The 23,282-nt window shown below is 39.4% G+C and carries 17 protein-coding genes, 17 tRNA genes and 3 rRNA genes; 5 read left to right on the top strand and 32 right to left on the bottom strand.

The window, feature by feature from the left end; all coding sequences use genetic code 11:
* Positions 1 to 127: 127 nt before the first annotated feature.
* The 4 genes from ACM26V_RS22890 to ACM26V_RS22875 all read right to left on the bottom strand — a co-directional run bounded on the left by ACM26V_RS22890 (position 128) and on the right by ACM26V_RS22875 (position 3,251).
* The gene (locus ACM26V_RS22890) at positions 128 to 1,063 is read right to left on the bottom strand and encodes an amidase domain-containing protein (protein ID WP_416149061.1); all 936 of its coding nucleotides are present in this window, start codon (positions 1,061 to 1,063) and stop codon (positions 128 to 130) included.
* A 237-nt stretch (positions 1,064 to 1,300) separates the two neighbouring features.
* Positions 1,301 to 1,840 carry a methylated-DNA--[protein]-cysteine S-methyltransferase gene (locus tag ACM26V_RS22885; RefSeq protein ID WP_416149060.1) on the bottom strand — a complete coding sequence of 180 codons (540 nt, stop codon included), beginning with the start codon at positions 1,838 to 1,840 and terminating at the stop codon, positions 1,301 to 1,303.
* A gap of 32 nt (positions 1,841 to 1,872) precedes the next feature.
* The gene (gene queG, locus ACM26V_RS22880) at positions 1,873 to 3,045 is read right to left on the bottom strand and encodes a tRNA epoxyqueuosine(34) reductase QueG (RefSeq protein ID WP_416149059.1); all 1,173 of its coding nucleotides are present in this window, start codon (positions 3,043 to 3,045) and stop codon (positions 1,873 to 1,875) included.
* Between the two features lie 132 nt (positions 3,046 to 3,177).
* Positions 3,178 to 3,251 (bottom strand) — tRNA-Gly (locus ACM26V_RS22875).
* A 313-nt stretch (positions 3,252 to 3,564) separates the two neighbouring features.
* On the opposite strand from ACM26V_RS22875, the gene ACM26V_RS22870 reads away from it, so the two are divergent.
* Both ACM26V_RS22870 and ACM26V_RS22865 read left to right on the top strand, forming a co-directional pair.
* Positions 3,565 to 4,443, top strand: a complete 879-nt coding sequence (locus ACM26V_RS22870) for an SDR family oxidoreductase (RefSeq protein ID WP_416149058.1) — start codon at positions 3,565 to 3,567, stop codon at positions 4,441 to 4,443.
* A 163-nt stretch (positions 4,444 to 4,606) separates the two neighbouring features.
* Positions 4,607 to 5,518, top strand: a complete 912-nt coding sequence (locus ACM26V_RS22865; protein ID WP_416149057.1) for a CAP domain-containing protein — start codon at positions 4,607 to 4,609, stop codon at positions 5,516 to 5,518.
* A gap of 99 nt (positions 5,519 to 5,617) precedes the next feature.
* Here ACM26V_RS22865 and ACM26V_RS22860 read toward each other — a convergent pair whose 3' ends face one another.
* Both ACM26V_RS22860 and ACM26V_RS22855 read right to left on the bottom strand, forming a co-directional pair.
* A complete protein-coding gene (locus tag ACM26V_RS22860; RefSeq protein WP_416149056.1) occupies positions 5,618 to 5,935 on the bottom strand; it encodes a hypothetical protein in 318 nt (105 codons plus the stop codon).
* A 58-nt stretch (positions 5,936 to 5,993) separates the two neighbouring features.
* Positions 5,994 to 6,680, bottom strand: coding sequence for a phosphatase PAP2 family protein (locus tag ACM26V_RS22855; protein ID WP_416149055.1), 687 nt, complete (start codon positions 6,678 to 6,680; stop codon positions 5,994 to 5,996).
* Positions 6,681 to 7,388: 708 nt separating this feature from the next.
* Between ACM26V_RS22855 and ACM26V_RS22850 the strand changes: the two genes are divergently transcribed.
* Complete coding sequence (locus tag ACM26V_RS22850) at positions 7,389 to 8,474, top strand: DUF1611 domain-containing protein (RefSeq protein WP_416149054.1); 1,086 nt, start codon at positions 7,389 to 7,391, stop codon at positions 8,472 to 8,474.
* Positions 8,471 to 9,550: an alanine/ornithine racemase family PLP-dependent enzyme gene (locus ACM26V_RS22845; RefSeq protein WP_416149053.1), complete on the top strand. Its 1,080-nt coding sequence runs from the start codon at positions 8,471 to 8,473 to the stop codon at positions 9,548 to 9,550. The genes ACM26V_RS22850 and ACM26V_RS22845 overlap by 4 nt, the downstream gene beginning before the upstream one ends.
* 250 nt (positions 9,551 to 9,800) lie before the next feature.
* On the opposite strand, the gene ACM26V_RS22840 is transcribed toward ACM26V_RS22845, so the two are convergent.
* The 20 genes from ACM26V_RS22840 to ACM26V_RS22745 all read right to left on the bottom strand — a co-directional run bounded on the left by ACM26V_RS22840 (position 9,801) and on the right by ACM26V_RS22745 (position 18,314).
* Positions 9,801 to 9,886 (bottom strand) — tRNA-Leu (locus tag ACM26V_RS22840).
* 37 nt (positions 9,887 to 9,923) lie between these two features.
* Positions 9,924 to 10,012, bottom strand: a tRNA-Leu gene (locus tag ACM26V_RS22835).
* A 28-nt stretch (positions 10,013 to 10,040) separates the two neighbouring features.
* Positions 10,041 to 10,114 (bottom strand) — tRNA-Cys (locus ACM26V_RS22830).
* Positions 10,115 to 10,117: 3 nt separating this feature from the next.
* Positions 10,118 to 10,192, bottom strand: a tRNA-Gly gene (locus ACM26V_RS22825).
* A 140-nt stretch (positions 10,193 to 10,332) separates the two neighbouring features.
* Positions 10,333 to 10,407 (bottom strand) — tRNA-Gln (locus tag ACM26V_RS22820).
* Positions 10,408 to 10,416: 9 nt separating this feature from the next.
* Positions 10,417 to 10,492, bottom strand: a tRNA-His gene (locus tag ACM26V_RS22815).
* Between the two features lie 13 nt (positions 10,493 to 10,505).
* Positions 10,506 to 10,579 (bottom strand) — tRNA-Trp (locus ACM26V_RS22810).
* Between the two features lie 34 nt (positions 10,580 to 10,613).
* Positions 10,614 to 10,697, bottom strand: a tRNA-Tyr gene (locus ACM26V_RS22805).
* 57 nt (positions 10,698 to 10,754) lie between these two features.
* Positions 10,755 to 10,830: transfer RNA gene (locus tag ACM26V_RS22800), tRNA-Thr, on the bottom strand.
* A gap of 10 nt (positions 10,831 to 10,840) precedes the next feature.
* Positions 10,841 to 10,916: transfer RNA gene (locus ACM26V_RS22795), tRNA-Phe, on the bottom strand.
* Positions 10,917 to 11,024: 108 nt separating this feature from the next.
* Positions 11,025 to 11,100: transfer RNA gene (locus ACM26V_RS22790), tRNA-Asp, on the bottom strand.
* Positions 11,101 to 11,144: 44 nt separating this feature from the next.
* Positions 11,145 to 11,221: transfer RNA gene (locus tag ACM26V_RS22785), tRNA-Met, on the bottom strand.
* Between the two features lie 34 nt (positions 11,222 to 11,255).
* Positions 11,256 to 11,331, bottom strand: a tRNA-Val gene (locus ACM26V_RS22780).
* Between the two features lie 59 nt (positions 11,332 to 11,390).
* Positions 11,391 to 11,465, bottom strand: a tRNA-Glu gene (locus ACM26V_RS22775).
* Between the two features lie 8 nt (positions 11,466 to 11,473).
* A tRNA-Ser gene (locus ACM26V_RS22770) sits at positions 11,474 to 11,566 on the bottom strand.
* Between the two features lie 7 nt (positions 11,567 to 11,573).
* Positions 11,574 to 11,648, bottom strand: a tRNA-Asn gene (locus ACM26V_RS22765).
* Positions 11,649 to 11,711: 63 nt separating this feature from the next.
* Positions 11,712 to 11,828 (bottom strand): 5S ribosomal RNA (gene rrf, locus ACM26V_RS22760).
* An 81-nt stretch (positions 11,829 to 11,909) separates the two neighbouring features.
* Positions 11,910 to 14,866 (bottom strand): 23S ribosomal RNA (locus ACM26V_RS22755).
* A 283-nt stretch (positions 14,867 to 15,149) separates the two neighbouring features.
* Positions 15,150 to 16,716, bottom strand: a 16S ribosomal RNA gene (locus ACM26V_RS22750).
* Together the 16S, 23S and 5S rRNA genes with 16 tRNA genes alongside form the textbook arrangement of a ribosomal RNA operon.
* Positions 16,717 to 17,441: 725 nt before the next feature.
* On the bottom strand, positions 17,442 to 18,314 hold the full coding sequence (locus ACM26V_RS22745) for a nucleotidyltransferase-like protein (protein WP_416149052.1): 873 nt from the start codon (positions 18,312 to 18,314) through the stop codon (positions 17,442 to 17,444).
* Between the two features lie 184 nt (positions 18,315 to 18,498).
* On the opposite strand from ACM26V_RS22745, the gene ACM26V_RS22740 reads away from it, so the two are divergent.
* A complete protein-coding gene (locus ACM26V_RS22740) occupies positions 18,499 to 18,858 on the top strand; it encodes a YgzB family protein (protein WP_416149051.1) in 360 nt (119 codons plus the stop codon).
* Between the two features lie 171 nt (positions 18,859 to 19,029).
* On the opposite strand, the gene perR is transcribed toward ACM26V_RS22740, so the two are convergent.
* The 6 genes from perR to ACM26V_RS22710 all read right to left on the bottom strand — a co-directional run bounded on the left by perR (position 19,030) and on the right by ACM26V_RS22710 (position 23,158).
* Complete coding sequence (gene perR, locus ACM26V_RS22735; protein ID WP_416149050.1) at positions 19,030 to 19,467, bottom strand: peroxide-responsive transcriptional repressor PerR; 438 nt, start codon at positions 19,465 to 19,467, stop codon at positions 19,030 to 19,032.
* A gap of 203 nt (positions 19,468 to 19,670) precedes the next feature.
* Positions 19,671 to 19,973 carry a cyclic-di-AMP receptor gene (locus ACM26V_RS22730; RefSeq protein ID WP_416149049.1) on the bottom strand — a complete coding sequence of 101 codons (303 nt, stop codon included), beginning with the start codon at positions 19,971 to 19,973 and terminating at the stop codon, positions 19,671 to 19,673.
* 24 nt (positions 19,974 to 19,997) lie between these two features.
* Positions 19,998 to 20,948 (bottom strand): D-2-hydroxyacid dehydrogenase, encoded by a 951-nt coding sequence (locus ACM26V_RS22725; RefSeq protein ID WP_416149048.1) that lies wholly within the window; start codon positions 20,946 to 20,948, stop codon positions 19,998 to 20,000.
* A gap of 258 nt (positions 20,949 to 21,206) precedes the next feature.
* Positions 21,207 to 21,920 (bottom strand): hypothetical protein, encoded by a 714-nt coding sequence (locus ACM26V_RS22720; protein WP_416149047.1) that lies wholly within the window; start codon positions 21,918 to 21,920, stop codon positions 21,207 to 21,209.
* Positions 21,921 to 22,793: an ATP-binding cassette domain-containing protein gene (locus ACM26V_RS22715; RefSeq protein WP_416149046.1), complete on the bottom strand. Its 873-nt coding sequence runs from the start codon at positions 22,791 to 22,793 to the stop codon at positions 21,921 to 21,923.
* Positions 22,790 to 23,158 (bottom strand): GntR family transcriptional regulator, encoded by a 369-nt coding sequence (locus ACM26V_RS22710; RefSeq protein WP_416149045.1) that lies wholly within the window; start codon positions 23,156 to 23,158, stop codon positions 22,790 to 22,792. The genes ACM26V_RS22715 and ACM26V_RS22710 overlap by 4 nt, the downstream gene beginning before the upstream one ends.
* Between the last annotated feature and the right edge of the window lie 124 nt (positions 23,159 to 23,282).

Here is a 23,282-nt window from a genome sequence, read left to right as displayed (position 1 = left end):
TAAAGTAGCGTTCTTGAAGCTACCCTTTGTACAATCTCTAAAATTATGAAGAAATCTCAAATTATAAGTTATACTATACCATAATTTCCGTAAATACATTAGTGTCAAAAGGCTGAGCTTTCATTCATTAAGTAGTAGTTCCATCGATGATATGAAAAAACTTATACTGTATTGACGGTGTCCATGCGGAAGAATCTTCATACATCCAATACCGCATTCTGCTATTTGTTGTATGAGCGTTCACTAATGGCATTTTTTCTGAATCTTTATCAACTACAATTGTCGTGTGTTGCCACGTTCCATTCCCATTAAAGTCATAACATATCACGTCACCTTTCAATAATTCTTTCGGGGAAGATACTTCTATTGCTCTCAAGCCTTTATTAGACCCACTTAAATACCAACGAAAAGAATGTGCAACTGTCCAACTGAAACTCCATTGATTCCCACTATACCACCAGCCAATATTTCGATCAGGATTTCCCCTCATTGGTGCCCCACCTGCTTTTACACATTGTGATATATAGTTGGTGCAATCATCGGTAAAATTTTTATAAGCTGGATTATAATCGTTCCACCATCTCTCCGCATATTTAATTGCCTCTAAACGATCATACCCATACCGCTTATTAGAAAATCGATCATTTTTTTCAGATTTCAGCCCTTTATGAATGTAATTCATGCCTAATTTCTGATCGCAACTTCCTTCTCCTTGAACAAGGTAATCATCAATTAATAGTCCCCCCTCTATTACAGCTCTTCTTGCTTGTTGTTGTGTTTCTAAATAAATCTTTTTCTTTTGAATTATTAAAAATTCCATCGTTAGCAAGTAATCAACAATTTCCCTAGATGAACGCGCTTCATAGCTGATTACCTGACCGTGGATAATATTCTTAAGCACTTTGGCATCTCGAAAATTCAGTTGGTTTTTTTTCCTCTTCAATACTTCCATATCTTCATCACGCATAAATAAAGGTTGCTCTTCTAATTCAGAATCATCGATTAGCAACTTTTTAAAATGGCCTTCCCAATACTCTTTCACCAAATTTAATACATCACTCACAAGACCACTCCCTCTCCCCTTTGTTTTTATGTTATTCATCTAACAAGAGGTTTCATGCTAACAAGAAAGAAACTATCTTAGAACCGGAAAATTCCTAAGCAACTTAAATACTTAGGGTTAGGTTAAAGTGAGTCAAGTAAGAGATAGTGGCGCGTAAAAGTAACTTCTACATAAAAATAAATATCCCCATCGCAAGCTCACTTACAATGAGGATTAGCCTATTACGATTTGCATTTTCTACGACGACATTTTTTCGAAAGAACCTTCAAGCTTCAATAAGATTTCTTTTTTTTCTAATCCTCCACCATACCCAACCATAGAACCGTTGGAACCGATTACACGATGGCACGGAACAATAATCGGAACAGGATTTTTATTATTTGCTCCACCAATCGCTCTTACAGCTTTTGGTGCGCCAATTTCCGTTGCGATTTGTTTATAAGACTTAGTGACACCATAAGGAATTTTCGCAATTTGATTCCAGACTAATTCCTGAAATTTTGTGCCAATCAAATCTAGTGGTAAGTCAAAGTATTCTCTTTCAGCTGCAAAATACTCTTTTAATTGTTGTCTTGCGTCAATTAATGACACAGCCGTATTATCTTCTTTTAATTCGCCTTTCAATTGTAATCTTCTCAGTTTTCTATCCATCGACGAACACGCGCTCTTTACTGAACCGAATTCGATAAAACAAATACCTTGATCAGATGTCGCCAAGGTGATATCCCCAATTGGACTATCCATTTCTGTATAATAAATGAATGGACGTTTAGCCATATTAGCCCTCCTTCAGCTCAGTTATGTGCAGTTTACAGATTTTTCATCTCTTTTTCAAGTGGTTTAAACCCATTCCCTAACTTTTGTAATGAATTCTTAATCTCCACTGAAACTTCCGCTACACTTTCTGTCTGTTCTGCCTTCAATAATTGTTGGTAGACGTCATCATTCTTTGAGATTTCAGCTACTGCCCATGCAGCTGTTCCCCTAATAACCGGCCGCGGATCCTCATGCATTAATTTGTACAAATCAGGCAATGATTCTATTTCTTTGTAATGTGCAAGACCTATAATTGCATTTCTTTGAATTGGCTTTTTACCTCTCCATGAACCAGAAATACCCCCGAATTTTTCTTTGAATTCACGATTGCTTAGCTTCAGTAAAGGCAACAATTTAGGCTTCACTACTTCTGGATCTGGTATCATCTCAGAATGATGATCGGCATTTTTCCCTTTATTTTCGGGACAAACGACCTGGCAAGTATCACAACCATACAAACGATTACCAATTTTCTTGCGATACTTTTCTGGCAACAGTTCTTTTGTCTGTGTTAAAAAAGCAATGCACTTATTAGAATCCAGTTGTCCCCCTTGTACAAGAGCATCTGTAGGACAAGCATCCACACATTTATTGCAAGATCCACATTGGTCAAATATAGGTCGATCCTCTGGTAAATCTAACGTTGTAATCATCTCACCTAAATAAACATATGAGCCAAATTCCGGTGTGATAATTGCACAGTTTTTCCCACTCCAACCAATTCCAGCTCTCTCAGCAACTGCTCGATCTGATAGTTCTCCTGTATCAACCATTGACTTAGAGGTTGCGCTCGGAACTTTGTTAACAAGAAACTCTTCCAACATATTTAATTTACGACGCAAAATATGGTGATAATCTTCCCCCCAAGAGGCTCGACAAAAGATCCCTCGTCGATCTCCTTTTTTGGATTGCGGTGGATTCTTTAGTTTTGATGGGTAAGCGAGTGCAATTGAGATAATCGTTTTTGCCTCAGGTAACAATAGTTCCGGTTTCGTTCGTTCTTCTAAAGTTCCTTTTTCAAAACCTGATTGAAATTCTAAATTTTGTTGCTCTTCAAGCCGGGACTTTAACGTTACAAAGGGATCCGCAGAAGCAAACCCAATCTTATCAATACCTATATGCTTACTGTATGCAATTAGTTCATTCTTCAATTGGGTATTTGCCATGGTTTTCCCTTCTTTCTATACTTTATTATCTATAATAGTCTAAATTCATTAAAAACATAAGAAAAAGTAGCGTTTCTACTAACAGAAACACTACTTTATTATTAGGTTTATAAGCTATCTTTATTAGTAAATTGGAGCGGGTGATGGGAATCGAACCCACATCATCAGCTTGGAAGGCTGAGGTTTTACCACTAAACTACACCCGCACTGTTTTTATGTAAAATCAAAACGTATTCTCTTTCAACCTGTTTTATATTTTACTACTCCCCAATAGCAATGTCAATAATAATCCAAATAAATTATTTTAAAATACCATGTTATAAAAACAATTTTAACGGTAATACATAAACCATAGCGAAGAATCGGTAAAGGCGTTATCTTTTACTAAAGTTGGTTTTATATGTTTAAAGTTCATGAAATCAGACCAATTTAAAAAACTAATTAAGTAGCTTGGCCCGGCTCGAAAAGTCTAAATAACTTTGCAAATTTAGACCAAACTATACATTGAGGTGATAAAAAATGAAGTTTTCTGATATTAATCAAAAACAAAACAATGGACAGCCTGAACAAATGCAACAACGCCAGCCTGGTATTGAGAGTGACATGAATCCAGCTCCAATTTATGATGATCCAAATTATACAGGTTCTGGAAAACTTACAGATAAAGTTGTGTTATTAACTGGTGGTGATAGCGGAATTGGCCGTGCTGTAGCAATTGCCCTTGCTAAAGAAGGAGCAAAATTAGCTCTTGTTTACCTTGATGAACATGAAGATGCACAAGAAACAAAATCAATCATTGAAGGGTATGGTTGTAATTGTTTACTTATTTCAGGAGATATTGGTGAGGAAGAATTTTGTTTCAATGCTGTACAACAAACGGTAAATCAATTTGGCACACTAAATTGTTTAATAAATAATGCAGCAGAACAACATTTTCAAGAAAATGTTGAGCAGATAACATTTGAACAACTCGATCGAACGTTCAAAACTAACATTTACGCGCCCTTCCATTTTATAAAAGCAGCTAGACCACATTTACAAGAAGGCGATACAATAATTAATACTGTATCAATTGTTGCTTACCAAGGGAACCCAGTCTTAATGGATTATTCAGCAACAAAAGGAGCTCTTGTAGCACTGACTAGATCATTGTCGGAAAACCTTGTCTCTAAAGGGATCAGAGTTAATGCTGTTGCGCCTGGCCCTATATGGACACCATTAATTCCAGCATCTTTTCCAGCCAGTACTGTGGGGAAGTTCGGTACTGATACACCTATGGGTAGACCTGGACAACCAGTCGAACTAGGACCCGCTTATGTTTATTTAGCATCAGACGATTCTTCTTATGTTTCTGGACAAGTCATTCACATAAATGGGGGGAAAATCGTTAACGGATAATTATAATAGCATTAGAACGGCACCAATCAACTATGTAACGAATTCAAGCGTATTTGCCAATATTCCTTTTTTCTCCATTAAACACTTTTATTCTCATCATATTTCTTATCAATTAAAGAAACGATAAGAAATGTCGACTACAAATAAAAGAGGAGAGATATTGATGAAAAGAAAAATCGTCTTACTGATTGTCTTATTGGCATTCGCTATGACAACAATAGCTTGTAACAATCAACAAAACGCTTTGGATCATGAAGACAGGCAGTCCCAACCTACTGCAACTGGGGATATTAGTCGAGCAGATCTGCTTTCTAGTGAATTCACGACAATTCCTAGCAATGACTTCCCCCATACGAAACCAATTCAAACTCAAGAAGCTAAATTCGAGTCTGAAACCGATAAATCTCAAATTCATGCAAATCAACTTTACGACTTGGATGCAGACTTAATTTTAACAAATATACGAGATGAATTGTATAATCATGTCCAGCAACAAGAGTTCTGGGATGAGCCTCCAACGCAAGAAGAAGCGCAAGAGGAACTTTGGGAACAACCAACTCCCCCAGAACAAGATACTCCAGTTAAAGAACCAGATGGGGAAAAACAACAGCCAGAGGCTGAACCTCAACCACAACCTGAAGAGCAAACACAACAACCAGATGAAGAGCAACAACCTGCTGACCAAACACAACGAGGTATTGGGCAAGAAGAACAGCAAGTCATTGAACTAACTAATAACCACAGAAGAGAAGCGGGTTTATCTGATTTACAAGCAGATACTGAATTAAGTGGAGTAGCACGAAGGAAATCAGAAGATATGCACGAAAATAATTATTTTTCACATACCAGTCCTACTTACGGTTCTCCGTTTGATATGATTCGTGATCATGGCGTATCATATAGCTCAGCTGGAGAAAACATTGCACAAGGACAACAGACGCCCGAACAAGTAGTCCAAGGTTGGATGAACAGTGAAGGACATCGTGAAAATATTATGAATGGAAACTTTACACATATTGGTGTTGGATATGAACCTAATGGTAATCATTGGACACAAATGTTTATAAGTCGTTAGTAAAATTTGTAAAAGGTTAGCAATTAAACGTAGGAGATGAGGGTAAATTTCTTTACTCAACTCCTGCGTTATTTTAATTTAATACATATGTGAATAAGGTTATTTATTAACGTAGAACCACTTTTTATCTTCAGGCTTTCCAGGTGTGCTTTTAATAAGTCCTATTTCTTCAATCTCTTCCAACAACTTATGTACAGTTCCTTCATCAAGTTTTCCATTAAAAACACTCGATGCTAAGTCAGATGTTGTTGGTTTTTGTATCTTTGTGTTTTCTCGTAAATAAAGTAAAAGTTTTACTCGTTTTTTTTGACGCATTTCCTCTTTGTAACCACCAGTAAACAACTTTTTAAGAGGATCTGCAGTTATTACTCCAATAAAAATTCCTACAACAACTAAAAGTAAGTCATATAAAATCATATTTTATTTCTGTCCCTTCATATTTGTTTACTTAATTATCCTATTACTATAGATAATTTCACAATTCTTTTTTCGTTTTTTTTCCACTTAACCATAAAGTAATTTCAAGTATTGCGATACAGCTGACAAGCCAAGTCAAACCAAGTGCCAGTCCACCCATTACGTCTGTAAAATAATGAACGCCGAGAGGAAGGCGACTGAAGGAAATTAATAAAATCAGGATTCCAAGGAAGATGTTGATTAGCCATTTTGCTAAGGCGTTCAATTTACTCCTGATGACCAAATACATAATAAAACCGTAAAAAACGATTGATGCGGTTGAATGACCGCTTGGAAAACTGTAGCCAGTTCCATCGTACTCCTCTAATATGTTCGGACGATCTCTTGAAAATGCAGCTTTAAGCCTACTAATCAAGATTGTCACACCACCCATTGCAATAACAAAAGAAACAATTCTCCACTTTTCCCGTTTATAAAAATACAACACGCTAACCAAGATAAGAGATCCACCAGTCAGCGCCCAGATCGATCCGAGCTCAGTTATCCATGCAAAAAAGTTCATAACTAAGGGTGTTGCAAGGTTTTCAGCAAAGTCCGCGGCATGCCGGTCAATCATGAATTTTTCATTCTCCAACACCTCCTTACCAAGCTCTGTGAATATGTAACAATTCCCTCCTATTATTAAAAGTGCAGTAACAACTAAAATAAAGGTTCTGGTAGGGACCCCCTTTAATGTATTTAACACTTTTGTACACTCCTATAATTCATCATAATTTTATATTTCCCCTGTTCTAAGGCATGGTAACGTGTCAATTTTAGAATATTAGTTCCCCCTTGTACTCTATAGGATAATAAGTATTATTTCTACATATTAATTTAGTAAAACTTGGCTTGTCGCCAAGTCCTTCATGGCGAAAGGCTTTGTTTATCTTATACTTTCATCCTTTAGCGAAGTTAAACATTCTTAAAGTATAATATTAACTAATAGTTAGTTGTATGTTAAATTTATCCATAAAATCACTTGTTATCCCAATGGCTAAATTTCCTTTATATCCATATCTGGAAATATTTTTCCTTTCGCTGCTTTTCCCCCACTTGAGGTCTTGAGGGTTATACATTATAAAATTGATTTACTTATTTTACTATATATCATAAATAATTTTGAACTTTTCGTTTTAAATCAAGCTTAGATTTTCCCATATAAATCTATTTCTAATCTATTTCAATTTACCACGTCCAAACTGTGTTATACTTATGGATGGTAATATTTTGAATTGCATATTTATTTTTACACTTTTACAATTTTTCGGGCAACTTATGCCCTATTAGCATCTTTGCTTTTAATGTATTGTAAAAGTGTTTTTATTTTGGATTTATTAAAGCATTCTGTTAATTAAACCATTATAAAAGTTACGTAATTCACATAATAAAAAGATTAAAAGGGGATGTATTTATGAAGAAAACTGCGCTTATATATTGTGAAGATCATTTTGGGAAAATGGACGGGAAAACAGCTAATGGATTAATTAGAAGTTCAAGAAAGTATCAAATTCTTGGCGTAATTGATAGCACTCAAGTTGGTATGGATACAGGTGAAATACTAGAAAATAGAAAAAATGGAATCCCGATATTTTCAAGTTTGGAACACGCACTGAATATTTTACCCTCCGTCCCCGATCAGTTCATTTATGGCATGGCTCCATCTGAAGCATTTCTTAAAAATAGAGAAAGAAATATCATTTTAAATGCAATGAAACAAGGAATGAACATTGTTAATCCACTACATGAATTTTTCACCCAAGACGACGAATTTATGAAATACGCAAGCGAATATAAAGTGGACATCACTGATGTTAGAAAACCGTCTCTTAAAAAAGATTTACACTTATTTTCTGGCAGAGTTTTAAATGTTAAAACACCGATAGTTGCAGTACTAGGAACAGACAGTGCTGTTGGTAAGAGAACAACCTCTGTTATTCTTGAAGACGCTTTAATTGAAAAAGGATTAAATGTTGCCTTTATTGCAACAGGTCAGACTGGTCTTATTCAAGGAGCAAAATACGGGGTAGCTATCGATGCTCTTCCTACTCAATTTTTAACGGGTGAGATCGAAAACCAAGTTATGAGAGCCTACGAAGAAGAGAATCCAGATATCATTATTGTTGAAGGACAAGGTGCCTTAAGTCATCCAGCATATATTAGTTCTTGCGGAATCATTAGAGGATCAAGACCAAATGCTGTTATCGTCCAACACCCACCGAAGCGAAAAAATCTTGGGGATTTTAGCTATATGCCAATGCCAACGATACAAAGTGAGATTGACTTAATCGAAAGTTTTTCGATAACAAAAGTCGTTGCAGTAACAATAAACCACGAAAACATGACCGCCAATGAAATTGATGATGTTATTGAAGTATATGAAGAGCAACTTAAAATTCCAACGACAGATGTTCTTGAACACGGTTGTGACAAGCTTGTAGCAACCATCTATGAGACTTTTCCTTCCTTGCATAAAAAGATAAAGATTGGCGTAAAATGATTAATTCAATAACACCTAGAATTGAGATTAATTTAGCGAAAATCTCGCATAATATTGAAAAATTAATAATATTATATCATTCTAAGGGAATTGAAATGACAGGTGTTGTAAAAGGTGTATGCGGTCAAATTGAAATTGCCAAAGTTTATGTTGAAATGGGTATTAAATCAATTGGTGATTCAAAAATATCTAGTATTCAGAAAATGCGTGAAGCCAATATTGAAGCGGAGTTTATCCTATTAAGAATCCCTGGATTAAGTGAAATTGACGCTGTCATTATGCACGCTGATATTAGTTTAAATACGGAACTAGAAGTTATAAAAAGCCTCAATGATTCCGCAAAAACTCAAAATAAAATTCATAAAATTATTTTGATGATAGAGATGGGCGATTTAAGAGAAGGTATTCTACCAGATGATATCGATGATATTGTAAAGGATGTATTAGCACTTTCCAATATTAAAATAGTCGGGATAGGGAGTAATTTTGCTTGTTTTGGAGGAGTTAAACCAACGGAAGATAAAATGAATCACCTAACCTCTATTGCTCAAAAAATACAAAAAATTAATCCAACGATTTCACTCACTCGCATTTCTGGTGGGAATTCAGCCAATTACAATTGGTTTGTCAACACTGAAAATACTGGAGAAGTAAACAATTTAAGAGTTGGAGAATCCATCCTATTAGGACGGGAAACACTCTCGAGGATGCCTATACCAGGTTTGTATACAGACGCCTTTACCTTCGTGGCGGAAGTTATCGAATCAAAAATAAAACCATCTGTTCCATATGGTGAAATTGCACAGAATACATTAGGAATAACACCAGAATTTAAAGATCGCGGAATTATGAGAAGAGCCATCCTTGGAGTCGGTTTTCAAGATGTACTTATTTCTGGTTTAACACCTTTGTTAGACGTGGTTATCCTTGGATCGAGCAGTGATCATACTGTTGTCGATGCAAAAGGAACAAACTTGCGAGTAGGTGACGAAATAGCTTTCTCTGTTGATTATGGTGCGATGCTATCCATAATGACTTCTTGTAATATTTCTAAAAAATATATAAACGTTATTTAATTTCCATCATTTATTTTGTCTTATCGGATATATCAACTAAGGCTCTTATTACAAAAAAACATAAAATTATCATACACACACTCCGAAAAGGAATAGATTCTTTTTCAGGGGTTATCTTTTTGATTACCAAGTTTGTAAATAGAAATTCATTTTATATCGTTTTCTTTGAAAACAAAAAAACTCTTAAACGTTGATTTGTCAACATTTAAGAGTAAACTGTAATTCATAAAATTAACGTAAATTATGTAGATGGTACCGGTGGCCGGAGTCGAACCGGCACGGGACGAACCCACAGCATTTTGAGTGCTGCGTGTCTACCAATTCCACCACACCGGCAAAATAGGACGTGTTAAAAATATTTTAATATCTAAAATGGTGCCGAGGGCCGGACTTGAACCGGCACGATAATTACTTACCGCAGGATTTTAAGTCCTGTGCGTCTGCCAATTCCGCCACCCCGGCAATACAAGAACAAAAATTAATATAAAGTTGGAGGCGGCAACCGGATTTGAACCGGTGATAGAGGTTTTGCAGACCTCTGCCTTACCACTTGGCTATGCCGCCGTCTGGAGCGGAAAACGGGATTCGAACCCGCGACCCCCACCTTGGCAAGGTGGTGCTCTACCACTGAGCTATTTCCGCAAAAAAGATAAGCATAAGCTTCTTTAGCAACACATAGTGAATAAAAAATAAAATCTATTAGTTTTAAGAATAAATAAAATATTGACTTATCAAAATTATAATATATAATTCAGAAAATAAATTGTTTAATTAAATAAAAATGGCAGGGCTAGCAGGATTCGAACCTGCGGGTCACGGAATCAAAATCCGATGCCTTACCGCTTGGCTATAGCCCTATGTATAAATGGGGCGGCTGATGGGAATTGAACCCACGAGTGCCGGAATCACAATCCGGTGCGTTAACCACTTCGCCACAACCGCCATACTCTATATTTGGCAGGGGCAGCAGGAATTGAACCCGCATCAAAGGTTTTGGAGACCTTCGTTTTACCATTAAACTATGCCCCTAAGTATAGTTTAATATTGTAAATTATTGGATAAATGGTGGAGGGGGGCAGATTCGAACTGCCGAACCCGAAGGAGCGGATTTACAGTCCGCCGCGTTTAGCCACTTCGCTACCCCTCCATAAAGAGCTAATTTAAATGTTACAAAATAAATTTTCATTAGTCAAGAAAATTACAGTGGTGCTGGCCAGAGGACTTGAACCCCCAACCTACTGATTACAAGTCAGTTGCTCTACCAATTGAGCTAGGCCAGCACTCAAAAGATGGTGGCTCAGGACAGAATCGAACTGCCGACACACGGATTTTCAGTCCGTTGCTCTACCGACTGAGCTACTGAGCCTTATATAATACGATAAATTATAATTTCTACATAAGTTTTTTCATCATTTCGTAGTGTTTGATCTTTCACTTAATATTTCACTCAATTTTTTATTTTTCATACAAAAAATGGCGGTCCCGACGGGATTCGAACCCGCGATCTCCTGCGTGACAGGCAGGCATGTTAACCGCTACACCACGGGACCTTAGAAATATATTGATATTTATTATTTATATTATTTATTAAAATTGGTTGCGGGGGGCGGATTTGAACCACCGACCTTTGGGTTATGAGCCCAACGAGCTACCAGACTGCTCCACCCCGCGTTAATAGTATTAATAACATTTATAGTTAGTTCTATGGTGGAGGATGACGGGCTCGAACCGCCGACCCCCTGCTTGTAAGGCAGATGCTCTCCCAACTGAGCTAATCCTCCATATTATCAATGTTCTTTCAATCCCGCACTATTTAATAATCCACTTTACAATGAATTATTGGTGACCCGTACGGGATTCGAACCCGTGATACCGCCGTGAAAGGGCGGTGTCTTAACCACTTGACCAACGGGCCGGATATTCTGGCGGAGAGCGAGGGATTCGAACCCTCGAGACGGGATAAAACCGCCTACACGATTTCCAATCGTGCTCCTTCGACCTCTCGGACAGCTCTCCATAAAAATGGCTCCACAGGTAGGATTCGAACCTACGACCGATCGGTTAACAGCCGATAGCTCTACCACTGAGCTACTGTGGAATAATAATATTTTGGCAACAAACGACAAATCTCTTCATCATTTTAGGTGATACTAAAGGTAAAGCCCAGCGACGTCCTACTTTCACAGGGGGAGATCCCCCAACTATCATCGGCGCTGGAGAGCTTAACTTCCGTGTTCGGCATGGGAACGGGTGTGACCTCTCCGCGATCGTCACTGGACATATGAAATTGATCGGTCATATTGACCTCTCAAAACTGGATAACGATGGTATATGAATGAATCGTCTTCGAATCAAAGCATTGGTTAAGCCCTCGATCGATTAGTATCTCTCAGCTGCGCATGTCGCCATGCTTCCACACGAGACCTATCAACCTCATCTTCTCTGAGGGATCTTACTCACTTGCGTGATGGGAAATCTCATCTCGAGGGGGGCTTCATGCTTAGATGCTTTCAGCATTTATCCCTTCCACACGTAGCTACCCAGCGATGCTCCTGGCGGAACAACTGGTACACCAGCGGTGTGTCCATCCCGGTCCTCTCGTACTAAGGACAGCTCCTCTCAAATTTCCTGCGCCCGCGACGGATAGGGACCGAACTGTCTCACGACGTTCTGAACCCAGCTCGCGTGCCGCTTTAATGGGCGAACAGCCCAACCCTTGGGACCTACTTCAGCCCCAGGATGCGACGAGCCGACATCGAGGTGCCAAACCTCCCCGTCGATGTGGACTCTTGGGAGAGATTAGCCTGTTATCCCCAGGGTAGCTTTTATCCGTTGAGCGACGGCCCTTCCATACGGTGCCGCCGGATCACTAAGCCCGACTTTCGTCCCTGCTCGACCTGTATGTCTCGCAGTCAAGCTCCCTTATGCCTTTGCACTCTACGAATGATTTCCAACCATTCTGAGGGAACCTTTGGGCGCCTCCGTTACTCTTTAGGAGGCGACCGCCCCAGTCAAACTGCCCACCAGACACTGTCCCTGAACCGGATCACGGTTCGAGGTTAGAATTCCAGTACAGCCAGGGTAGTATCCCACCAATGCCTCCACCGAAGCTAGCGCTCCGGTTTCCAAGGCTCCTACCTATCCTGTACAAGCTGTACCGAAATCCAATATCAAGCTACAGTAAAGCTCCATGGGGTCTTTCCGTCCTGTCGCGGGTAACCAGCATCTTCACTGGTAATATAATTTCACCGGGTCTCTCGTTGAGACAGTGCCCAAATCGTTGCACCTTTCGTGCGGGTCGGAACTTACCCGACAAGGAATTTCGCTACCTTAGGACCGTTATAGTTACGGCCGCCGTTTACTGGGGCTTCAATTGAGAGCTTCTCCCGAAGGATAACCCCTCCTCTTAACCTTCCAGCACCGGGCAGGTGTCAGCCCCTATACTTCGCCTTGCGGCTTCGCAGAGACCTGTGTTTTTGATAAACAGTCGTTTGGGCCTATTCACTGCGGCTCTCTCGGGCTTGCACCCTAATAGAGCACTCCTTCTCCCGAAGTTACGGAGTCATTTTGCCGAGTTCCTTAACGAGAGTTCTCCCGCGCGTCTTAGAATTCTCTTCCCGCCTACCTGTGTCGGTTTGCGGTACGGGCACCAGTTTCCTCGCTAGGGGCTTTTCTTGGCAGTGTAGGATCAGGAACTTCGGTACTAAAATTTCCCTCGCGATCACAGCTCAACCTTAAGACAAGCGGATTTTCCTACTTGTCAGCCTCACTGCTTCGACGCACATATCCATCAGTGCGCTTACCCTACCTTCCTGCGTCCCCCCTTCACTCAAACGGAAACGTGGTGGTACAGGAATTTCAACCTGTTTGCCATCGCCTACGCCTTTCGGCCTCGGCTTAGGTCCCGACTTACCCTGAGCGGACGAGCCTTCCTCAGGAACCCTTAGGCTTTCGACGGAGGGGATTCTCACCCCTCTTTTCGCTACTCATACCGGCATTCTCACTTCCAAGCGCTCCACATGTCCTTCCGGTCATGCTTCAGCGCCCTTGGAACGCTCCCCTACCACAGACACCCGAAGGTGTCTATCCATAGCTTCGGTGATACGTTTAGCCCCGGTACATTTTCGGCGCAGAGTCACTCGACCAGTGAGCTATTACGCACTCTTTCAATGATGGCTGCTTCTAAGCCAACATCCTGGTTGTCTAAGCAACTCCACATCCTTTTCCACTTAACGTATACTTTGGGACCTTAGCTGATGGTCTGGGCTGTTTCCCTCTTGACTACGGATCTTAGCACTCGCAGTCTGACTCCCGAGGAGTAAGTCATTGGCATTCGGAGTTTGACTGAATTCGGTAATCCTGTAGGGACCCCTAGTCCAATCAGTGCTCTACCTCCAAGACTCTACCCTCGAGGCTAGCCCTAAAGCTATTTCGGGGAGAACCAGCTATTTCCGAGTTCGATTGGCATTTCACCCCTACCCACACCTCATCCCCGCACTTTTCAACGTGCGTGGGTTCGGGCCTCCATCCAGTGTTACCTGGACTTCACCCTGGACATGGGTAGATCACCCGGTTTCGGGTCTACAACCACGTACTCATTCGCCCTATTCAGACTCGCTTTCGCTGCGGCTCCGTCTCTTCAACTTAACCTTGCACGTAATCGTAACTCGCCGGTTCATTCTACAAAAGGCACGCTGTCACCCGTTACTTTCCCGAAGGAAAATCATAGGGCTCCAACTACTTGTAGGCACACGGTTTCAAGATCTCTTTCACTCCCCTTCCGGGGTACTTTTCACCTTTCCCTCACGGTACTGGTTCACTATCGGTCACTAGGGAGTATTTAGCCTTGGGAGATGGTCCTCCCAGATTCCGACGGGGTTTCACGTGTCCCGCCGTACTCAGGATACACTCCGGAGGAGTGAACGTTTCGACTACAGGGCTTTTACCTTGTCTCGCGGACCTTTCCAGATCGCTTCGCCTACGCTCACTCTTTGTAACTCCGTATGGAATGTCCTACAACCCCAAGAGGCAAGCCTCTTGGTTTGGGCTGTTTCCGTTTCGCTCGCCGCTACTCAGGAAATCGCATTTGCTTTCTCTTCCTCTGGGTACTAAGATGTTTCAGTTCCCCAGGTCTGCCTTCTCACATCCTATTGATTCAGATGTGGATCTTATCCCATTACGGATAAGGGGTTCCCCCATTCGGATATCTCCGGATCAAAGCTTACTTACAGCTCCCCGAAGCATTTCGGTGTTCGTCCCGTCCTTCATCGGCTCCTAGTGCCAAGGTATTCACCGTGCGCCCTTTCTAGCTTAACCATTTTAAATCAATGGACGTGTTGCTCGGTCTTTCTTGGCTTTACATTCTAAGACACTCGGTTCACTCTTCCATGAATCCGAAGATTCATTTCTGTGTCAAACCGGTGATTCATTCATTTATCGTTATCCAGTTTTCAAAGGTCAAAGCACGGCAATCATGTGCTAGTCATTCTCTTCTTTCTTCCATTAGAAGAAAAGAAGTCTTGAGAGTATAACCTCTCAAAACTAAACAAAAAGGCCAAAGCGAAGTTCGATTCAATAAGTTGAGCTTAGAGCTCCTTAGAAAGGAGGTGATCCATCCGCACCTTCCGGTACGGATACCTTGTTACGACTTCACCCCAATCATCTGTCCCACCTTCGGCGGCTGGCTCCAAAAGGTTACCTCACCGACTTCGGGTGTTACAAACTCTCGTGGTGTGACGGGCGGTGTGTACAAGGCCCGGGAACGTATTCACCGCGGCATGCTGATCCGCGATTACTAGCAATTCCGGCTTCATGCAGGCGAGTTGCAGCCTGCAATCCGAACTGAGAATGGCTTTATGGGATTGGCTTGACCTCGCGGTCTTGCAACCCTTTGTACCATCCATTGTAGCACGTGTGTAGCCCAGGTCATAAGGGGCATGATGATTTGACGTCATCCCCACCTTCCTCCGGTTTATCACCGGCAGTCACCTTAGAGTGCCCAACTAAATGCTGGCAACTAAGATCAAGGGTTGCGCTCGTTGCGGGACTTAACCCAACATCTCACGACACGAGCTGACGACAACCATGCACCACCTGTCACTCTGTCCCCCGAAGGGGAAAGGCTAGTCTCCTAGCTGTTCAGAGGATGTCAAGACCTGGTAAGGTTCTTCGCGTTGCGTCGAATTAAACCACATGCTCCACTGCTTGTGCGGGCCCCCGTCAATTCCTTTGAGTTTCAGCCTTGCGGCCGTACTCCCCAGGCGGAGTGCTTAATGTGTTAACTTCGGCACTAAGGGCATCGAAACCCCTAACACCTAGCACTCATCGTTTACAGCGTGGACTACCAGGGTATCTAATCCTGTTTGCTCCCCACGCTTTCGCGCCTCAGCGTCAGTTGTAGGCCAGAAAGTCGCCTTCGCCACTGGTGTTCCTCCACATATCTACGCATTTCACCGCTACACGTGGAATTCCACTTTCCTCTCCTACACTCAAGTCTCCCAGTTTCCAATGACCCTCCACGGTTGAGCCGTGGGCTTTCACATCAGACTTAAGAGACCGCCTGCGCGCGCTTTACGCCCAATAATTCCGGACAACGCTTGCCCCCTACGTATTACCGCGGCTGCTGGCACGTAGTTAGCCGGGGCTTTCTCGTGAGGTACCGTCAAGGTGCCGCCCTATTCGAACGGCACTTGTTCTTCCCTCATAACAGAACTTTACGATCCGAAAACCTTCATCGTTCACGCGGCGTTGCACCGTCAGGCTTTCGCCCATTGCGGATGATTCCCTACTGCTGCCTCCCGTAGGAGTCTGGACCGTGTCTCAGTTCCAGTGTGGCCGATCACCCTCTCAGGTCGGCTACGCATCGTTGCCTTGGTAAGCCATTACCTTACCAACTAGCTAATGCGCCGCGGGCCCATCTCGTAGTATGAGGATTGCTCCCCACTTTTACATTCAAATCATGCGATTCAAATGGTCATCCGGTATTAGCTCCGGTTTCCCGGAGTTATCCCAGTCTACAAGGCAGGTTGCCCACGTGTTACTCACCCGTCCGCCGCTCATTCCACAAGCGTCACCCCGAAGGGATCTGCTTGCTTCCTGCGCTCGACTTGCATGTATTAGGCACGCCGCCAGCGTTCGTCCTGAGCCAGGATCAAACTCTCCGATAAAGTATGATGACTTTTCATCAAGTTTGATGTCCATGACATCAAAACCAAACTTTCGTCTGGCGTTTCTTGCTTGGTGTTACTTTGACGAGATATTTTAAAATATCCCACTTCGCTTGGCTTTTTGTTTAGTTTTCAAAGGTCAGAATATCTTCCATGTCGTTTTTTGCGACTTAATTAATATAACATATTTTACTTAATTAAGTCAACAACAATTTTAAATCTCTCTGTCGCAAAAGCTAATATTAAATAAACATTTCGTTGGCGACAAGAAATAATATACCACAAAACAAAGTGTCGATGCAACCTTTGTTTAAAAATAAAAACTAAAACTTAAAAAAACATTGCAAATAGTTGTCAGAATTCAATAATAGAATCACGAGCGATCTCAATGTTACATTGAATTAGATAATTAGCGTAACTAAACACTCTCGCCTTTAAAAAAAGTTTCTCTCCCGTAATCACTATTCACTTACACACCAAATTCGCACTATATAAATAATAATAACAAGAATCATCATGCTCAAATTCTCATATTTTTTAACATAATCATTATAGACACTCCTTCCCCTCCTTTAAAGCGGAAGGAAACACCTCTAAATAATAATCCAAATAACTAACGACTGATAATTTTATTCACAAAAGAGACATTAGTGATAATACTCTACCAAGTACATCATGAACCTCGCCTTCACCTATTTCTCAAATTAAACACTCGCTTCATGACGTTATCGTTCCGTTAGTACATAAAGTCGATGGTAGATAGCCCCACCTTTCGTTTCCTGTTTCACGACATCAACATATCCTTTATGAACTAAGTACTCCATCAAGATGCTTAAATCAAGAGAATAATCATGTATCAACATTTGCTCTTTTAACTCCTGAATGGTCCAGGCCTTTTCTTGTTTCTTCATTAATTCTAATATATGTGCGCTACCCAGCTTTGTTTTAGCCATCAATTCAAATTCAATAGCAATAAGCAACAGTTCCAGTTTTTTTTCAATCAACTCTGTTCCTGTGACTAATTCCGAGTATAATTTATGAATTTCAGGTTCAATTTTTTTCACCTGTTGCCACACCATCACTTCAGGGTAAAATCCGTGTTCTATAATTGATAACCGAGCTAAATGGTGAAGTGCGTGAACTATTTGATTATAAGAATCTAAATAATGACCTTCATAATATAAGGATTTACCATCGGTGAATCGGCGAATCAGCTTCGAAAACTCAACACCTATTTTAATTCGCCGTTCTTTATTTGGAAATTCCTTCATTACTTGACGGAATTCTTTCATATATTCATTTCGATCAAATATCACTTTTCCATTCATAATCCAATCTACAATTCTTCGATTAGAACTATTTAACAACCACTCATTTAACTGTTCCGCGCTAACTAAATGCATTGCCACTTTGAATTCACTGTATTCATAATGTTTTATTTCCCAACCTGTCTTATTTTCTCCTAGAATAACTAGTAACACCACATCAAAGTAATCTGTATTTGCATCAAGAAGCTTTCTTTTTTCCATTATAATAATACCTAAAGTATCTTCATCATTTGTCCGATCTTGATATAATTGTCTTAGTAGGTCATCCATTATAACCCTCCCTAATTTTCAGTACGATAATTATATAGAAGAAATACGAATCCCTCTCCAAAGTTTTCGACACCATTTTCATAAATCCTTCATTCTGTTCTAATAAAATTTAACGATCAGACTCCTTCTAGCTATTTTTTATTGCTTTGAATATGATATAATACTTTTTTGGGAGGCGTATATAATGGCAGTTAAGTTTACAAATAAAATAAATAAGATAAGAACATTTGCGCTTTTGCTTATATTTGGTGGAATCATCATTATGTATTTGGGTTTATTTTTTCAAACAAGTCCACTTTTAATGACGTTGTTTATGTTACTTGGATTCCTAGCAATTATTGCGAGCACAGTCATTTATTTTTGGATTGGAATGCTCTCTTCGAAAGCGGTTCAAGTTCTTTGCCCCGATTGTGAAAAATATACAAAAATGCTTGGCAAGGTAGATGCTTGTATGTATTGCGACGCACCACTCACGTTAGATAAATCTCTAGAAGGCAAAGAATTTGATGAGAAATACAACAATAAAAGAAGCAAGGGGAAGTAATTTCTCCCCTTGCCACAAGATAAAAGGATCTAGAACCTCTCTACTTAGTTGCTACCAAGCCGAACCATTCTACCTCTTTTAAAACCCTCTTAAATTTAATTAATCCACACTGTTATAAACCCTAATATCGTTAAAGAAAAAAACTGGAAACAAAGCGCTCCCAGTTTAGAATTAGTGTTTTGTATTTTTTTGACAACCTGGGCACACACCATATATTTCCATCCGATGATTCGTCACTTTAAATCCTGTAACGTGTTCGGCCAACGTTTCTACTTCATCTAAACCTGGATAATGAAAGTCAACAATTTTACCACAATCTTCACAAATCACATGATAATGATCCGATGTATTGCTGTCAAATCTACTAGAGGAATCCCCATAGGTTAATTCTCTCACTAAACCTACATCCTTAAATACACGAAGATTATTATATACTGTGGCCACACTCATATTAGGAAATTTATTTTCAAGAGCCTTATAAATATCATCCGCTGTCGGGTGAGCTCTCGCACTAAATAAAAACTCTAAAATCGCGTGTCGTTGCGGAGTCATTCGGACTTTAGTATTTTTTAATGAATATAGTGCATCTTGAAGTCGAAGGTTCTCCATTGATTTTCACCTCTTCTACTTAAACTGAATTGTAACAAATACATTTTAATCTTACACGATCAATCCTCTACAAGTAAGAATTATTACTTTATAATATTTACAATTAGTATACATAATTACCTCAATCATTGTCAATGAAACACCATCGTAAGACTATATAATTGACAGGTATGGCCTCCCCATCACTAATTCCCTTCATCAATTCACACTTTATTATGTTGTAATAGTGGTAAGCTATCTTTTACATCAATGAGAAAAGATGTATAGCGACTCGACTTTTCTTTTGATTTCCCTTTTGTGTCCTCAACCGATAAACAGATCTCTTGCATTTTAATTTTAAGACTATCAATATCTTCTTCTGAAATCCCTATTAAAAATGTTGTACTTCCTCTTCTCATAAATCCCCCGCTACTGGCCAACTCAGTCATTCGGTAATCTTCTTTCTTCAGACCTTCTTCTAGTGCATCCCTGTAACGATTTTGAACGACACAAATCATCAGTTTCATTAGCTCGGATCCTCCTTTTTAATCTTAATATCCTTTTTCGGGATCGATTAAGTTAATATACTTCTCTGCATCTCCAAGAAACACCTTCATGTTATGGTCAAATATTTCGAACGCCCTAGGTTGGTATTGCGGAGAAATGCCTGATAAGTGCGGCGTCACAGTAATTTTTTCATTCAGCCAAAAAGAGTTTTCTTTTGGTAGAGGTTCTTCATTAAATACATCCAATACCGCATGCTGAATTTCTTCTTTCTGTAAAGCTTTTATTAAATCCTGTTCATTAATAACGTTCCCTCGCCCGATATTAATGAGAATGGCATTCTTTTTCATTTGAAAAAATTCGTCTTCCCCTAATATATTATTCGTTTCTTTTATTTTTGGAAGAACAGACACGAGAAAGTCTGATTCTTTAAGTAAACTTTCCAATTGATTTTTAGTGACAATTTCATCAAAATTCTTTACTTGACTCCCGCTTCTGTTTAATCCAATTACTTTCATATTAAAAGCTTTCGACAAACGCGCAATCTCTTGTCCTATAGACCCCGCTCCTAATATTCCAATTGTCTTACCAGACAATTCCGTCATCGTTGGTGATCTATCCCATTTTTTATTGTATTCATTTTCAATAACTACTTTCGCTTGCCTTGAAACTTGGAGCATCATCCCAATCGTATATTCAGCCATAGGAATCGCATGAATACCTTTCGCATTCGTAACTGTAATGCCTTGCTTGTTAATCGCTTCAAATGGCATTTCATCTAATCCTGCAGAAATTACCATGATCCACTTCAATTTTTTCGCTTGATATATATGTTCGTCATTCAAATCTTCTCCATACGTGATGAGAACGTCAGCATCAAATAAATCTACCTCAGCTTCGTCTATATTAGTATGAAATTGAAAGTCCAATTCTGAATAGGATTTAATTAATTGTTCTCTTATATCTCTTCTAATTTTTGCTGAAGTTACTACTTTCACGTTTATTTGGTCCCCTTTCACAATCTTAATTCCATTATACAGTTATAGTAACATAGCCAACACTACCCGAACATTAGAAAAGCTTGGCTTGTCGCCAAGTCCTTCATGGCGAAAGCCTTAGTTTATCTTATACTTTAATCCTTTAGCGAAGTTAAACATTCTTAAAGTATAAAAAATACATTTTCTATTTTATATGAAGAAACTTGACTAAAGTTAACCAAAAATATAAAAGACGACCTTTCTTAAACGCGGATTTCATTATAGAGCTTCTTTTTTATTTGAAAACACATTTATTTTTTTTATTAATAATAATGGCAAGCAAAATATTATAATACTAGTGAAGATAACACCTACAAAAATCGTAAGCACATCTGATTCGTAAACCCACATCCCTAACTCTATCCAATATGCATTCATTGCTGGGATAAATATCGATAAAGCAAGCACCCCTCCAAGCAAATATAGAAATATGGAACCAAAGTGATATTTCAGTAGAGATATTAATAAGCTTACCGACAACGTCAGGGAAAAAAGAGCAAAATTTAACGAAGTATAATTTACAACATTTTTCTCCACAACAATAAAATCAAAAAGGCTATTAACCTCAAATAATATTCCTAACGAATGAAACACCGCGTTAGAAGCAAAGTAAATTCCTACATCAATGAATGCACTAATCGTTGCGATACATAACATAAATATACAAATAGCAAAGTACATTTTGACACGACTCGCGCCCATGGCAACACCGTAATGAATCCCTGACTTTATCAAAAATGCCCCGGTAATAGTCAAGTAAACCATCACAGCGAAATTTGTATTCCAATTCATTATTACTTCAGATTCTGACAAGAAAGTATAACTGAGCATTGCTCCTAACATCATAAAACTTAATATAATAGTCCAAAAAATAACATATGAGCGCCGAAACTCTATCCATAAAATTAACCAAATACCTTTCATTACATCCATTCAGATCGCCTCCTCTTTTCGTACCTCTGTTTTTCTTAACAAATAATCTTGCAATTCCACTTGTTGATCTATTTTTTCTAAAATCGGCTTTTCTGTATGTTCGTTTATTTCAACCATATAACGAACCACCCCACCCATTTCTTTTACTTCGATAACAGAAGAATCATCTTCTAGAAAATTCAATTCTTCTTTCTTACCATGAATATATCCTGAAGCGCCTCTGATTTCTTCTAGAGATTGATCTAGCACAAGCTCCCCATCATGAATAACTAATAGTTGTTCCATATATCGCTGTAACTCTTGTATATAATGTGTTGAAATAACAAATAAACGATTCTCTTTTTCATGTTCTTTCATTAACAATTCATAGAAAGTTTCACGAAATGCTGCATCAAGTCCATTAGTAGGTTCGTCAAAAATGGTTACTTTAGCGTTACTTGCCAGTCCTATTGAAAGTGCTAAAGCTGTTTTCATCCCCTTTGACATTTTCTTCACTCTCATCGTCGGTTTTAATTTAAATGCACTCATTGCTCGCTGGGCTAATGATTCATCCCACTCCGGTTGGAACCAAGATGCAATTTCCAAGGCATCTTTGACACGCCATATCGGGTTTAGTGGATGATTCTCCTGAATAAAACAAATATCTCCTAATAATTTATCATTATCAAACGGCTCTACCTCCATTACACTGATACTCTTTTCATCCACTGGTGAAAGGCCTGCTATACATCGCATTAACGTCGTTTTACCTGCTCCATTCCGTCCCCACAAACCATATACCTTTCCTGTCTCTAAGGTAAATGACACATCTTTTAATGACTGCTCTTTTTCATGAAAATAATTTAGTCCGACAACCTTTACTGTTTCACTCATATTTCTTCCTCCTTTTCCAAATAAGAAATTATCTCTTTTTTATTAACTTGCAACCTTTTCGCTTCGTGAATTAAAGGTTGGACATAGTTTTTCATAAATTCTTGCTTTCGTTCTTCAATTAATTTTTGTTTAGCCCCTTCTTCAACGAACATACCTATTCCCCTCCGTTTATAAATAATGCTTTTATCCACAAGAGATTGAATCCCTTTTCCAGCTGTTGCAGGATTAATTCTATAAAAGTTTGCAATCTCATTCGTAGACGGGATTTTATCACCTTCGCGAATCTCTTCATCTAATATATCCTCTTCCATCATTTCGCATATTTGCTGGAAAATTGGCTTATCGTCATCTAAATGGCTCTTCATCTCAATCACCTCATCTGTTAATCACTTAACTAACTAACCAATATACTACATTGGTAAATTTAATTAGTCAAGAGTGTTTTTGAAATCGTTCTACGAGGAACTCGAGGCACTTTCGCAGTATGGA

This window comes from Salipaludibacillus sp. HK11, assembly GCF_047795645.1.
GTDB lineage: Bacteria > Bacillota > Bacilli > Bacillales > Salisediminibacteriaceae > Salipaludibacillus.
The sequence above is the reverse complement of the archived record's forward strand: the minus strand, read 5'-3'. Positions and strand labels throughout refer to the sequence as shown.

Bases quoted from the DNA above. Each gene is read 5' to 3' on its own strand.
- ACM26V_RS22885 (WP_416149060.1), bottom strand. From the start codon at position 1,840: ATGGCTAAACGTCCATTCATTTATTATACAGAAATGGATAGTCCAATT.
- queG (WP_416149059.1), bottom strand. From the start codon at position 3,045: ATGGCAAATACCCAATTGAAGAATGAACTAATTGCATACAGTAAGCAT.
- ACM26V_RS22870 (WP_416149058.1), top strand. From the start codon at position 3,565: ATGAAGTTTTCTGATATTAATCAAAAACAAAACAATGGACAGCCTGAA.
- ACM26V_RS22865 (WP_416149057.1), top strand. From the start codon at position 4,607: ATGAAAAGAAAAATCGTCTTACTGATTGTCTTATTGGCATTCGCTATG.
- ACM26V_RS22860 (WP_416149056.1), bottom strand. From the start codon at position 5,935: ATGATTTTATATGACTTACTTTTAGTTGTTGTAGGAATTTTTATTGGA.
- ACM26V_RS22850 (WP_416149054.1), top strand. From the start codon at position 7,389: ATGAAGAAAACTGCGCTTATATATTGTGAAGATCATTTTGGGAAAATG.
- ACM26V_RS22845 (WP_416149053.1), top strand. From the start codon at position 8,471: ATGATTAATTCAATAACACCTAGAATTGAGATTAATTTAGCGAAAATC.
- ACM26V_RS22745 (WP_416149052.1), bottom strand. From the start codon at position 18,314: ATGGATGACCTACTAAGACAATTATATCAAGATCGGACAAATGATGAA.
- ACM26V_RS22740 (WP_416149051.1), top strand. From the start codon at position 18,499: ATGGCAGTTAAGTTTACAAATAAAATAAATAAGATAAGAACATTTGCG.
- perR (WP_416149050.1), bottom strand. From the start codon at position 19,467: ATGGAGAACCTTCGACTTCAAGATGCACTATATTCATTAAAAAATACT.
- ACM26V_RS22730 (WP_416149049.1), bottom strand. From the start codon at position 19,973: ATGAAACTGATGATTTGTGTCGTTCAAAATCGTTACAGGGATGCACTA.
- ACM26V_RS22720 (WP_416149047.1), bottom strand. From the start codon at position 21,920: ATGGATGTAATGAAAGGTATTTGGTTAATTTTATGGATAGAGTTTCGG.
- ACM26V_RS22715 (WP_416149046.1), bottom strand. From the start codon at position 22,793: ATGAGTGAAACAGTAAAGGTTGTCGGACTAAATTATTTTCATGAAAAA.
- ACM26V_RS22710 (WP_416149045.1), bottom strand. From the start codon at position 23,158: ATGAAGAGCCATTTAGATGACGATAAGCCAATTTTCCAGCAAATATGC.